Source organism: Citrobacter sp. Cpo100 (genome assembly GCF_030332595.1).
Lineage (GTDB): Bacteria > Pseudomonadota > Gammaproteobacteria > Enterobacterales > Enterobacteriaceae > Citrobacter > Citrobacter portucalensis.
The window spans coordinates 184,347-197,846 of the sequence record NZ_JAOWHM010000037.1; the positions used below are offsets into that span (position 1 = coordinate 184,347).

The window sequence follows — 13,500 nt, forward strand, 5'->3', positions numbered from 1 at the left end:
GTTAACATTCTCGGTTTTCTCGCAGATTTGATGGTAATATCGATGTTAATCACAAAAGTTAACGTTAACATTTTGCGGGCGTTATCGAGATCGCATTTTCAGACCCCGGCAAAGTGAACATCGGCGAAGGAGAGGGTATGGCATCTTTAAAGGATGTGGCGCAGCGGGCTAACGTCTCGTTAATGACCGTATCGCGGGCGATTAACGAGCCCGAACGACTACGGCCTGAAACCTATAAAAAGGTGATGGAAGCGGTAGATGCGCTGGGGTATGTCTCCGATCTCTCCGCTAAAAAAATTCGTGGTGCAAAAACCACGGCTAACACGATTGGGGTGCTGGCGCTGGACACCATGACTACGCCATTTTCCGTGGAGATAACGCTCTCTATCGAAGAGACCGCGCGGGCGCACGGTTGGAATAGCTTTGTGGTGAATATGTTCAGCAATGACAAGCCAGAGAAAATGGTTGATCTGCTGTTGGCGCATCGCCCGGACGGTATTATCTACACCGCGATGGGACTGCGCCAGGTACCGGTACCGGAAAAGCTGCATAAGTATCGCTGCGTGCTGGCGAACTGTGAAAGCACAAGCGGCCCTTTCCCCACCTATATTCCCGATGATGAACAAGGGCAATATCTTGGTGTGAAAGCACTGTTGGCCGCAGGCTATCGTCGACTGCTGTGCATCCACCTACCGAAAGGAATTGTGGCGACCGATCGCCGTCGGGCGGGAATGGAGAGGGCTTGTCGTGAAGCGGGTGTCGACCCTGATGCAATGTTCCACCACTATCTTCCGCCGGGCGAGCGCCACCATATTGATGCGGCGGAGATTGCCGGGCATTACCTGAGCGGCGCGCGCCCGATCTTCGATGCGGTGGTGTGTGGTAACGACCGCGTGGCTTTTGTTATCTACCAGCTCTTGCTGGGGCGAGGGCTGCGCATTCCGCAGGACGTCGCTGTGCTGGGTTATGACAATATGGTGGGCACCGGCGAGCTATTTTTGCCGCCGCTCTCAACGGTACAGCTGCCGCACTATGAAATCGGTCGTCTTAGCGCGCTGCATCTTATCCAGGGGCTCGATCACCGGGATACCGTGCGGGTAGACAGCCCCTGGCTTCCGCGCGCCTCAATATGATTAACCTAACTGCTTCGTTTCATCAACCGGAGGGATGTGTGAATTATGTGGGGGGGGCGCTAATTTGCTGGTGGATGTTACAAAACTGAAACGTGGGGGTACTGCTAAGTCACGGTTTAGCGCGCAAGGCTCAAAGTTGGGGCGTGTATTAAACTCTCGTCGTAATTTAGGGTTTCAATAAAATAACCGTTATTTATTAATGTTAACGTATCAATACATCGTAACTTACGAAACGTTTAGATTTTAGTTCGTACTTACCCATCTATCGCTCTTCTCTGCTCATTCTGCTTCTGTAACTTCAGCGGGACGCACAAGCGTCCACCACATTAACCACATGCAATAGTTCAGCTCAGTGACATCGGATTCTACGGCGGTTATAGGCTTTTACGTCCCTTTTTTAGCCTACAGATAAACCGTGAAAATTGTGATCCCGTACTCAGATAGTGCATTCCGAGGTTGCCTTTTAACCACAGACTTTTATTGTATTCTCATTGTATACAATTAAAATACAGGATGGTGAATATGAAAGTGATTGATACCCATAACCATGTTTGGCATTGCCAGGGAGAGCATTTTGCCTGGATCACAGACGATCTGGCGGCAATTCGCCGTGATTTTCTTATTGACGATTTGCAGGCCGTATTGGCTGAAAACCACATCGAAGGCGCCATTTTAGTACAAGCCATCCCTTCAATTGAGGAGACCGAATGGCTGCTGGAAATAGCTGAGCATCACGATGAAGTAAAAGGTGTTGTGGGATGGGTGGATATAAACCGCGGGGCTGGGATCGCAGAGGATTTGCAGAGACTGCAGAGAAAATCCCGCTATCTGAAAGGGATCCGCTATATGTCTCAGGGCTTGCCTGAGAGCCATTTAGTGACCCCGCAATTTATCCAGGGGGTACGATGCGTTGGAGAGCAGGGGCTGGTGTATGAACTGCTGGTTACGCACCAACAGCTGGAGGCGGCAAGCCAGCTTATCTCTGCTTGTCCGGAAGTGACCTTTGTTATCGAACATGCGGCAAAACCCGCAGTTCGCGACGGGGAAATTACCCGCTGGCGTGAACAGTTAATGTTGATTGGTGAGGCTTACAGCAATGTTTTTTGCAAACTATCAGGCCTGGTCACGGAAGCAGATTATGCCCGCTGGACGGGACCTGAGCAGGCGAGCCAGGAGCTGGAACCTTATTTTAGCTCGGTTTTTGCCGCATTTGGTGATGAGCGAGTGATGTATGGCTCCGACTGGCCTGTTTCTCTACTGGCATTACCGTACGCCGACACTTTAGGGCTTTACCAGAACTACCTGCAATCTCACCAGGCTCTTTCCAGCGATAACTTTTTTTATCGCGTGGCAGAGAAGGTTTACTCATTAAAGTAACAGGGGGGCACTTATGGAAGTCGTTCAATATATCCTCGGATTTGGCCCGGCAGTGGTCATTCCAATGATTATGTTTTTATTTGCCGTGCTATTTGGCGCGAAACTTGCCGATGCGGCAAAAAATGCAATGACGGTAGGTATTGGGTTTCTCGGTCTTTCGTTGCTGATCGGTTTTATGGTGACATCACTTAGCAGCTCGACAGAAGCGATGGTAAAAAACCTCAATCTTCATTATGAAGTATTGGATCTGGGCTGGCCGTTAATTAGTGCCTTCAGTCTGGCTGCGCTTTCTCTGCCGATTGTTTATGCGTTATGTTTTGCCACTAATTTGTTGATGATTTCAACCAATACCACCAAAACCCTTAACGTTGATTTTTGGAATTACTGGCACTTTGTATTTGCCGGAATCATCGTTGAACAGGTGACGGGTTCATTTTGGATGGGGATTTTTGCAAGTTGGATCACATTTATTATTACGCTAAAAATCGCCGATTACATTGCCCCACATGTGCAGAAATTCTGTGACACGCCAAACGTGACCATTACTCAGGCGGAGATCGTCGCATGGGCCCCGCTGGCATTTTTAATGGACCGTGTAATTGATCGCATTCCGTTGATTAACAAAATTGACCTTAATCTCAGCAAAATTGAAGCCAAACTAGGGTTTTTTGGTAGTCCGTTAGCGATGGGGGCCATTCTGGGGGTGATCATCGGTATGCTTGGCGCGCTACCGTTCAGCGATATTATTAAGAGTGGAATGAATTTTGCTGCGGTCATGGTGTTATTACCGACGATGGCGGGAGTGCTGGTCAGTGGTCTGGTACCGATTACTGAAATTGCTTCTGAATGGGTAAAGAAACGTTTTCCAACAAAGTCACTTTATTTTGGTATCAGCGGTGAAATTGCTTTTAAAAACCCTGCGGTATTGTCTGTAGGTATTTTGATGGTGCCACTCACGATCCTGATTAGTACTATTTTGCCTTTTAATACCATGATGCCATTCGCCGATATTCCTTATCTGCCGATATTTGTTGTCTTTGGCACGGTTGCATGCAACGGAAACATGTTCCGTGGATTAATTAATGGCATTGTCATCGTGTGCGGGATCCTGTGGTTTGGTTCGGATCTCGCTGTTGTGTCGCAGGCTTTGGCCGAAAAGGCGCAACTGAATGTGCCAAAAGAGATGATGGCCTCATCAATTGATGGTGGCTCACACGCTATATCTTATATCTTCTACAAAATGTTCGAACTGTTAAAAGGAATGAATCCTGCACTCTTGTGTCTTTTTTCTATCGTAGTGACTGGGATTGTTATTTATGTGCTGAAGTTGATTTTCAATATTAATAATAAATCAACGACTGCGGCCTCATTAACTGCTAACAAAGTTGACTAAGAATACTGATAAACATCAGGGGAATATTATGATTACTCAGAATACAATTAAAAGTGTAGGGCTTAGTGTACCTTCTTTAACCTTCGGCGCAGCCAGCCTGGCTAATTTATTCAGAACGCTGAGCAATAACGAAGCAATGGACATTGTTGATAAGGCAATTCAGGTTGGCTGGCGCTACTTTGATACTGCACCACATTATGGTAGCGGACTTTCTGAACTGCGTTTAGGTCTGGGATTACGTGGACTGGAGCGTAGCGAATATGTTTTGTCCACCAAGGTTGGTCGTCTGCTGCAATCCCGGAAACAAGAGCCAGGCCTTGAAGCAGGGGAATTTTTTTATGATGAGAACCCTTTTAACCGACAGGCTGATTACTCCTATGAGGGCATCATGCGCTCATACGAAAACTCTATCCAGCGGCTGGGAACCCGTTATATCGACATTCTCTATGTACACGATCTCGGTACTTATACCTACGGCAATACGGAACTGGAACGCCAACATTTTAAAACCTTCTGTGAGTCAGGGCAGAAAGCACTAGAAGAGCTTAAGCGCAATGGTGATATCAAAGCCTGGGGCGCAGGCGCGAATGAAGAGGCAATCCTGATGGAGGTGATGGATAACGCTGCCCCGGATATCTTAATGCTCGCCAACCGCTACAACCTGCTGGAAACAGACCGTCAGGCTTTCTTTGCCAAATGTGAAAGCAACAATGTTTCGGTGGCTGTTGCTGCACCTTTCGCTACCGGAGTTTTAGTCGCGAAAGATAAATCTAAGGCGTTGTATGAATACGGTTCCGCGCCAGCGCAGGTTATTGAAAAAGTAAATGCGATAGAAGCGCTATGTGCAAAATATGCCGTACCGATTGGTGCTGCGGCGCTGCAATTCCCATTAAGAAACCAAAATGTGGTCACCGTAACCTGCGGCGTTCAATCCGTAGAACAAGCGTTGACTAATTTTGCCTGGGCTAACTGGGATATTCCGCAGGAATTGTGGGATGAACTGGCCAGCATTGGCATTCAGTAAGCATCATTTGTAACTTTGCGAAAAAATTAACAGATATTGAGGATGTAATGAAAATAGTTAAAGCCGAAATCTTTATGGTTGATTTGAAACCTAAAGTAAAACGTGTCGATGCGATTCAGTCTTTTGTCTCACAAGAGACGCCGATTATTCGTTTAACAACATCGAGTGGAGAAATTGGTGAAGGCTATACCTACACAATTGGCACCGGCGGCTCATCTGTGGTTGCGCTGTTACGAGATCACCTGTTACCGAAATTGATTGGTCAGGATGCGACGATGATTGAGGGCATCTGGGAATCATTGCTGTTCTCAACTCATGCGACCTCGGTTGGCGCCATTACGTCTCTGGCATTGGCAGCCATTGATACCGCATTATGGGATTTGAAGTGTAAGCGCATGAATTTGCCGCTGTATAAAGTCGCAGGTGGTGCGAAGTTGCGCATGAAGTTATACACCACCGAAGGGGGCTGGCTGCATTTAAGCACTCAGGAATTAGTTGATGATGCGCTGGCTGTTAAGGCGCAGGGATTCTGCGGTTCTAAAATCAAAATTGGTTCTGAAAGTCCGGTGCGTGATATCGAGCGTTTGACTGCTGTACGTGAAGCGGTGGGTGATGAGTACGTGATCATGACTGATTGCAACCAGGCGTTTAAATTCTCGGAAGCCAAACAGCGAGCAGCGTTGTTGGAGCATATTAATCTTTCATGGATTGAAGAGCCGTTTCTGGCACATGATGTTGATTCTCATCAAAAATTGTGTGAGTCAACCACCATTCCTGTCGCGGTGGGTGAGTCCATTTATTCTATCCAGCACTTCAAAGAGTATTTACAGAATAATGCCGCAGACATTATTCAGGTTGATGTGGCTCGTATTGGTGGTATTACACCATGGCTTAAAGTTGCACACATGGCGGAATGCTTTAATAAAATTGTCTGTCCGCATTTCTTGATGGAATTGCATATATCATTATGTTGCGCCATTACTAATAGCCGTTGGCTGGAATATATTCCACAGCTCGATAGTGTTACTCTGAATAAGGTGAATATTCGCGAGGGATATGCTTTCCCACCAGAAGAACCTGGTTTGGGTATTCAGTGGGACTGGCAGAAAATACAGGCTGATACTGTTGTTTACCATGTCATTGAATAAAACAATTTTTATTTTCTCAGGAATATATTATGTCTGATAATCATGCTCAATTTCACGGTGCATGGTGCCCATCAATTACGCCTTTTGATCAACAAGGAAATATTGATTTATCGGCACTGCAGCAGCATTTGCGACGGTTGGAAGAGGCTGGGACTCATGTCGTATTGCTAATGGGAAGTATTGGGGAGTTCACCGCATTAACGCTGGATGAACGACTGATGCTTATCCGTGAGGCACGGAAAATGTCATCGCTGCCGCTGGTGGCAAATATATCAGCTACCTGTATGGCGGATATGATACGTCTGGCAGAAGAGGCCTGGCATTGCGGGTATCAAGCAGTGATGATTCTACCTCACTACTATTTTCAACAAACGCCGGCCCAACTATTGGCATACTACCGCGATCTGGGGCAGCGCCTGAATGGAAAATGGTTCGCATACAACTTTCCTGCCCGAACTGGATGCGATCTGGACGCGGTACTGGTAGCGCAATTAGCGGCAGAATTTCCCAATTTTGTGGGTGTTAAAGATACTGTTGATTGTCTCTCTCATACTCGCGCAATTATTCAGTCAGTCGCGTCCGTTAGAGACGATTTTGTTGTTCTGTCCGGTTATGATGAATATCTTATCCCAAATCTTCTGGCGGGTGGCGCGGGAGTTATTTCAGGATTAAATAATATTTGTCCCGAACTTTTTGTGCAGGCAATTAAAGCCTGGGATGAAAATGATCTTACCCAGCTTACTGGCATACAGCGTGAGATAAGCCGACTTTCTGCTATTTATAATATTGGTAATGATTTTGTTACTACAATTAAAACCGCGGTGGCTCATAAGTTTCAGTATTCTGGGGAGAAATCAAGAAGCTTTGCGGGGGAACTAACTCGTCAGGAATCGCAACAGATTGACATAATGTTCAGTATCAAATAATCAAAAATCAATAACAGCATACATTATGCTACGGCAATGCTGTATTGCTGTTATACCTCTCTGTTATAAGGTATAGAATATGTCTTATAGAATGATATTAAATGAAACCTCATATTTTGGCGTGGGTTCAATTAACGCTATCGTTGATGAAGTTAAAAAGCGAGGTTTTAAAAAAGCGCTGGTAGTTACTGACCACGATCTTATCCAGTTTAATGTAGCGACCAAGGTACTTGATATTCTTGATAGTGCAGGGTTGCCTTATCAAATTTTTGATAAGGTCATACCTAACCCGACGATTGACGTCGTGCAGCAAGGTGTTGAGGCATTTCGTCAGGCGGGCGCGGATTACCTGGTCGCTATTGGTGGCGGTTCACCGCAGGATACGTGCAAAGCGGTAGGGATAATCATTAACAACCCTGAGTTTGCCGATGTCCGCAGCCTCGAAGGTGGGGCTGACACTAAAAATGCCGCTGTACCGATGATTGCCATTCCAACGACCGCGGGTACGGCAGCTGAGGTGACTATTAACTATGTGATTACCGATGTAGAGAACCGACGTAAGTTCGTTTGCTATGATCCTCATGCTATTCCGGTCGTTGCCATTATTGATGCTGACATGATGGCCAGCATGCCGCCCAGTTTAAAAGCGGCAACCGGTGTTGACGCGCTGACTCATGCAATCGAAGGATATATTACGAAAGGGGCATGGGAATTAACCGATACGCTTCATTTAAAGGCGATTGAGATGATAGGGCGTTCGCTACGCGGTTCGATACAGGGAATCGCCCAGGACGCTGAAGGCATGGCGGTGGGGCAGTATATTGCCGGGATGGGCTTCTCTAATGTCGGATTGGGCCTGGTGCATGGAATGGCCCATCCTCTGGGAGCATTCTATGGTACGCCACACGGCGTCGCCAATGCTGTGCTATTGCCGCATATCATGGCATACAACGCCGAGTTTACTGGAGACAAATATCGCCAAATTGCACAGGCTTTGGGCAATACTCAGGCCATGGTGATGCCGATTGAAGAGGCGCGTCAGGCGGCTGTAGAAGCAGTGGTGCAACTTAACCGCGACGTAAATATTCCCGCCCGACTGCGCGATATCGGCATGAAATATGAAGATATCGATGCTCTGGCAGCCGCGGCAATGGCGGACGTCTGTACCGGTGGAAACCCTCGAGATACCTGTATTGAAGAGATTAAAGCGTTGTACCGACAGCTCTACTAATTTTTAACTTCCCACATGACCGGTAGAAATACCGGCCATGTTATATGCATAGTCTATTTAAAGCTGGAGAACAGGCGGTTGTAGGAGTTGTTGACGTGATGGGCAATGGCTTCACGGGTTTGTTCTATATCGCGGGCAATAATACCGGCGCAAATTTTCAAATGTTCTTTGGATGAATCAATGATTGAATCATTTTTCATTTTGTCTGAACGCAGCATGCGTAACCGGTCATACATGAAGGTCAGCGTTTTAGTCACAATAGCGTTGTGGCAATCGGATAGCATTTGTTCATGTAGCTCGTTATCAGCTTCGAGTAATAAAGACACATTCGAATCATGAAAGCCGACTTCAATTTTATCTTTAATCGTCTGGTACCGTTGCGGGTCCTGGTTCTCCCATGACAAATTCAATACCATTATTTCAATATCTTTTCTGATCTGGAAAATATCACGTATTTCACTGAGCGTAATGGGTTTAATGGTTTTCGTTTTATTTTTGGAAGGCTCAATCCAGCCTTCAGTCATCAGGCGAAACAAAGCTTCGCGCAGCGGCGTACGGCTGACATTAAGTTCCTGACATAGCTCATTTTCTGAGATAGCCCCCACCAACTCATTGGCGATGATTTTGGCCTTCAATTGATGATATGTTTTTTCGCTGATGTTCATAGTCTGGCTTTAATGAGGGTCATAATCATGTTTAATGAGATACAAATTAGCCCCTTGTCACTATGAAATCAATGGGTAAGCCCGGTTGTACAACGAATTAGCTCGTGTTTCAACGACTCAGTCAGCAGCACTAACAGCCGCCAGCGCGTCCACATCCTTCTGCAGATGATGTTTTTTTACTCAGCGTGAAGAAACCAAATACCGGCGTTCATACCACGATACTGGCCATCATCAAGAAACTCTCCTGACAATCCACCTTTGCAAACTCAACGTTGAATTTGGCTTAGTGGAAGAGATAGCCGTTAGCCAGTTTGATGAGGATGTATGTAGGTGGTCTTTTGGCCGCCATGTCTGTGGCATTTACTCCTGATGAGGAGCGCTTTTTGTCCCTAAAAATTGTCCAATGCGACTAATGGTCAAATAAATTGTCGATTTCTCTAAAAAAAATGATCAGCGTGCCGATACACTGACAGGATATGTCAGCATTTTATATATAATTCATGTCAGGAAAACAGAAAAGTAGGTGCTTATGGCTGATTCAGCAAGGAGTTGCTCAGCAGAACGTTTAGTCGATATCCTAATAGAGCTGCAAACTTGTGGCGTTGTGAATCGCTATCAGTTGATGAAGAAATTTAATATCACTGAACGAACGGTCTATCGTGATCTTAATATGCTTTCCTCCTTTATTGAGGGGTGTGGTGGTGGAGAGTATCGATTGATACCGATTCGCGCGCAGAATAATAGCGCCTATGCCCTTCATGACCCTCTGGCAAAGCTGCTGGACGCCGACGCGGTTTTTCCTGATAGAGATGAGGATTTTTGGCTTAGCTTAGAAAAACGAGCGGTAGAACAGCATGTTAGAGTTCAGTTTGGTCGCCCTGAACATTCAGTCAGAAATGATTTGCGAAAGTATTTTAACTTATTAGAAAAAGCGATTCAGAAAAACAGTGTCTGTCATATTTTATATAAAGACAAAACGCGCACCGTTCACCCTTATAAATTAGTTAACCAGAAAAATATTTGGTATCTGCAGGCGACCGAGGACGGAAAGCTAAAGTCTTTTTCGTTAAGTAAAATTCGGTGGTTGGATATCCGGAAAGAGCATTTTACGGTCGATACACCCACACTGTCATTAATTGATGAGCATCGCGATCCTTGGGTAAGTGAAGAGACGTTTGAGGTGCGGGTGCGTATTAAACACAGCATTGCTGGCTACTTCGCAAGACGAGATTTACTGCCTCAGCAAGAATTAGTGCGTGAAGAGAATGATGGAGTGACTTTGCTTTGCAAGGCAGCCCATCAGAATCAAATTATTCCATTAATTCTATTCTGGTTACCGAATATAGAAATTCTGGAACCTGAATGGTTGAAAAAAACGGTCATCAACATACTGCATAACTACATCACTGGCGATCGCGACTCTGTTCCTGTTCTGGAATGTGATGCGTAGCGGGTAACAACGACTTATTGCACAGGAGATTTTTATTTATGGCATTACCTTTCATTATTCTGGGCGTCGCGGCAGCGGCAACGGCGTTTGGTGGCAAAAAAGCTTATGATGGCTACCAGAAAAAATCAGAAGCCGACGATGTTTTAGATCGCGCGCAGCGTCGCTTTGATAAGCATAAAGAGAGCTTTGATCTGGCGAATGAAACAACGTCGAAAAAACTGGCCGAGCTGGGTGAAAAAGAACTGAAGATCGGTAAAGATTTCAATGAATTTAAAACGATTGCCGACGATCTGTTGGCGCGTATGGCTAAGGATGGACATAAAGATCTTCGTCTGAAGGTACCGCAGCACAACATCAATAAAATTCAGAGTCTGGCGATTTCCGCCACGGAATACCTGACGACGGTCGTCGGTGCCGGGGTGTCCGGTGCTGCCGCTGGTTTTGCCGTGTACAGCGGCGTGATGGCGTTTGCCGCAGCGTCTACCGGTACGCCGATTGCCGCCCTGTCTGGTGCGGCGGCGTATAACGCCACAATGGCGGCTATCGGCGGCGGTTCTCTGGCCGCAGGCGGCTGGGGAATGGCGGGCGGTGCGATGGTACTTGGCGGCGCGGTAGTGGCTCCGTTGATTGCTATCGCAGGCTGGGCTTACGATAGCCATGCCGAAAAGGCGCTTAACAATGCTTATCAAAGCTCTCGTGAAGTGACAGCAGCGGTGGAAAAAATGAATGCGGCTGAAGCGCAGTTGACGAAGGTGCAGCAGTATGTAAATAGCATTTATGAATCAATAACCCGTATGCATAGCGTCTTTGTTCAACACTACTTTGAACCGCTGAAAGCGATGCATGCCATCATTGTTGAACGTCATGAGAAGAATATAACCACCGAGATTAGTGAGTCGGAAGAGATCATGGCGATTATCGACCATGGTTATGAATTAGCCGCCATCATGACCGACGTGATCACCACGCCGCTGTTCAAGCCGGTGACGCAGGAAAACGGTGAAGCCGTTATCGAAGATGGCGTGATCCAACTGCAGACCGACAGCAACGGTATGAACCTGCTGAACAAAGAGATTCTGGACGAAAAACTGGCGGTTTCTGCTTCTGAGTTTGACGCATTTTCTTCTCGTATTTAATCGACGCGCCGGGCGAATCTGCCCGGCATTGCTATGGGCGAGCACAATGAACACAGCCAGGTTTGACTGGGGTGAAGAGTTACATCAGACGGTGGTTAAGAGTCTGACCACCTCTTTTGGGTTGGATTTTCTCTTGCTGGAGGATAAACACGGCGGCGATGTGAATACCATTCATAACGCTCGCGAGGGAGTGTATGCCACCGATGCCGAGCGTCAACGGTACGAGCAACGTGAAGGGTATGATTCTCATCATTACCATAGCCACGAAAACTACATTGCCACCAACCGGGCGGGAAAAAAGGCGCACGAGGCCGGTACGTTGACCGATACCTACACCGGTGAGAAATTTGCGGCTAATGATAAAAAGAACCTCGACCATATTATTGCCGCCCATGAAATTCACAACGATCCAGGGCGTATCCTTGCCGAATGCGATGGTGCCGATCTGGCTAATGATTCATCAAATCTGACCTTCACGAATGAGTCGCTGAATAAGGCGAAGAAGGCGAAAACGATGGATGCCTTCGTGCAAACGCTACAAGAACAGCATGCTGTGACCACGCAGGAAATTGCCCGTTTACGCAGCCAGGCAACGCTTTCCGAGCAAGAGCAAAAACAGCTGAATAAGCTGGAAAATAAAGCCGCCGCCGATTTTGAACGGATGAAAGAGGCCGACAAAAAGGCGCGGGCAAAATACAACAGTACGATCAATCAGGAATATTATACCAGCAGTAAGTTTGCGAAGAATGTCGCCACCGCCACAATGAACAATGCGTTTCGCATGGGAACGCGGCAGATGTTGGGACTGATTCTGGCAGAGACCTGGTTTGAGTTTCGTGAGCGTATTCCCGTGATGTTTGAGAAGCATCGTCATTCATTCGATGCCGGAGACTTCCTGCAAGATGCGGCGGAGGCATTACGCGCAGTCTGGCAGCGAGTGCAGGGTAAATTCAGCACTTTCCTGACGTCCTTTAAAGACGGTGCCATCGGTGGCGTGCTCTCCAGCATTACGACGACGCTCTTCAATATCTTCTTTACAACTAAGAAGATGATGGTGCGCCTGATTCGTGAGATGTGGAACAATTTGGTACAGGCCTTTAAAGTTATGGTCTTTAACCCTGAAGGGTTAGCGCCGGGGCAGCTCGCTAAAGCCGTAAGCAAGCTGGTGGCTGCGGGTGTGGCCGTGGCTGCTGGTGTGGTGGTTAACGAAGCTTTAGCCAAGATGCTCGTCTTTCCTTTTGGTCCGGAACTGGCCGCTTTCTGCGGTGCGCTGGCGACAGGTATTCTGACGCTGGTAATGAACTACTTCCTGGAACACAGCGCATTGATGAAAAAGGTCTGGGCGTTTCTGGATACGTTTAAAGATAAGTATCAGAAAGCACTAGAGTATTATCAGCAGGTGAATGCTGAACTCGATCGTTATCTACTGGAGCTTTCGGCGTTAGAGTTTGCTATTGATACGTCAGCGTTATCGCGTTTCTCGCTGCATCTTAACGCGGTGAACAGTGAAATTGAGCGTGGTTTGTTGCTGCGTGCAGAGGTTGAGCGCCGAAATATTGCGCTACCGTTTGAAGCAGGGAATACCCGCTCTGTACGTAGCTGGTTAAGTAAGCTATGACGCTCACGCCCGCGTTTCCCTGTAACCAGTGTGGCGCTTGTTGTCGCCACGTCGATCGCGCCAGTGAAACGCAGTTTCTTGATCGCGGTGACGGCATTTGTCGTCACTATCAGATGGAGACAAAGCTGTGCGCGATTTATGAAACACGTCCGCTTATTTGCCAGGTAGAAAAGCAGTATCAGCTTAACTACCAACAGCAATATAGCTGGCAGGAGTTCATTATGCTTAATCGTGAAGCGTGTTTAATTCTGGAGAAACTGTAGGGCGGTGTGCTTCACGAAGGGGTCAGCGTCAATATGTACTCATTTTTGACGGTGCTGTGACGAGATGAGTTGAGATGCTGTGAAAACAAAAATCCACGCAATTGCGTGGATTTTATAGGTTTTGTGATTTTCATGA

Annotated in this window: 12 protein-coding genes; 11 read left to right on the top strand and 1 reads right to left on the bottom strand. The window is 46.9% G+C overall.

Features of this window, described 5'->3' with window-relative positions; translation table 11 throughout:
* Positions 1–137 precede the first annotated feature (137 nt).
* The 7 genes from OGX96_RS16450 to fucO all read left to right on the top strand — a co-directional run bounded on the left by OGX96_RS16450 (position 138) and on the right by fucO (position 8,232).
* Entirely contained in the window at positions 138–1,133 is a 996-nt protein-coding gene (locus tag OGX96_RS16450) for a LacI family DNA-binding transcriptional regulator (RefSeq protein ID WP_234096198.1), read from the top strand.
* A gap of 522 nt (positions 1,134–1,655) precedes the next feature.
* Entirely contained in the window at positions 1,656–2,510 is an 855-nt protein-coding gene (locus OGX96_RS16455) for an amidohydrolase family protein (protein ID WP_053069328.1), read from the top strand.
* 13 nt (positions 2,511–2,523) lie between these two features.
* The gene (locus OGX96_RS16460; RefSeq protein WP_060682103.1) at positions 2,524–3,903 is read left to right on the top strand and encodes a PTS transporter subunit IIC; all 1,380 of its coding nucleotides are present in this window, start codon (positions 2,524–2,526) and stop codon (positions 3,901–3,903) included.
* A 28-nt stretch (positions 3,904–3,931) separates the two neighbouring features.
* Positions 3,932–4,927: an aldo/keto reductase gene (locus OGX96_RS16465; protein WP_286583650.1), complete on the top strand. Its 996-nt coding sequence runs from the start codon at positions 3,932–3,934 to the stop codon at positions 4,925–4,927.
* A 47-nt stretch (positions 4,928–4,974) separates the two neighbouring features.
* Positions 4,975–6,075 carry a mandelate racemase/muconate lactonizing enzyme family protein gene (locus OGX96_RS16470; RefSeq protein ID WP_286583652.1) on the top strand — a complete coding sequence of 367 codons (1,101 nt, stop codon included), beginning with the start codon at positions 4,975–4,977 and terminating at the stop codon, positions 6,073–6,075.
* A 29-nt stretch (positions 6,076–6,104) separates the two neighbouring features.
* Positions 6,105–7,001 carry a dihydrodipicolinate synthase family protein gene (locus tag OGX96_RS16475; protein ID WP_057066760.1) on the top strand — a complete coding sequence of 299 codons (897 nt, stop codon included), beginning with the start codon at positions 6,105–6,107 and terminating at the stop codon, positions 6,999–7,001.
* Between the two features lie 79 nt (positions 7,002–7,080).
* Entirely contained in the window at positions 7,081–8,232 is a 1,152-nt protein-coding gene (gene fucO / locus OGX96_RS16480) for a lactaldehyde reductase (RefSeq protein ID WP_057066758.1), read from the top strand.
* 53 nt (positions 8,233–8,285) lie between these two features.
* Here fucO and OGX96_RS16485 read toward each other — a convergent pair whose 3' ends face one another.
* A complete protein-coding gene (locus OGX96_RS16485; protein WP_048216229.1) occupies positions 8,286–8,897 on the bottom strand; it encodes a GntR family transcriptional regulator in 612 nt (203 codons plus the stop codon).
* Between the two features lie 529 nt (positions 8,898–9,426).
* Here OGX96_RS16485 and OGX96_RS16490 point away from each other — a divergent pair.
* From OGX96_RS16490 to OGX96_RS16505, 4 genes are read left to right on the top strand one after another with little or no spacing between them, the layout of a single operon-like run.
* Entirely contained in the window at positions 9,427–10,347 is a 921-nt protein-coding gene (locus OGX96_RS16490; protein WP_057066756.1) for a helix-turn-helix transcriptional regulator, read from the top strand.
* 38 nt (positions 10,348–10,385) lie between these two features.
* Positions 10,386–11,483 (top strand): hypothetical protein, encoded by a 1,098-nt coding sequence (locus OGX96_RS16495; protein WP_048216231.1) that lies wholly within the window; start codon positions 10,386–10,388, stop codon positions 11,481–11,483.
* A gap of 46 nt (positions 11,484–11,529) precedes the next feature.
* Positions 11,530–13,101, top strand: coding sequence for a cobalamin adenosyltransferase (locus tag OGX96_RS16500; protein ID WP_153687311.1), 1,572 nt, complete (start codon positions 11,530–11,532; stop codon positions 13,099–13,101).
* Entirely contained in the window at positions 13,098–13,364 is a 267-nt protein-coding gene (locus OGX96_RS16505; protein WP_128612290.1) for a YkgJ family cysteine cluster protein, read from the top strand. Before OGX96_RS16500 ends, OGX96_RS16505 begins: the two co-directional genes overlap by 4 nt.
* Positions 13,365–13,500: the final 136 nt, after the last annotated feature.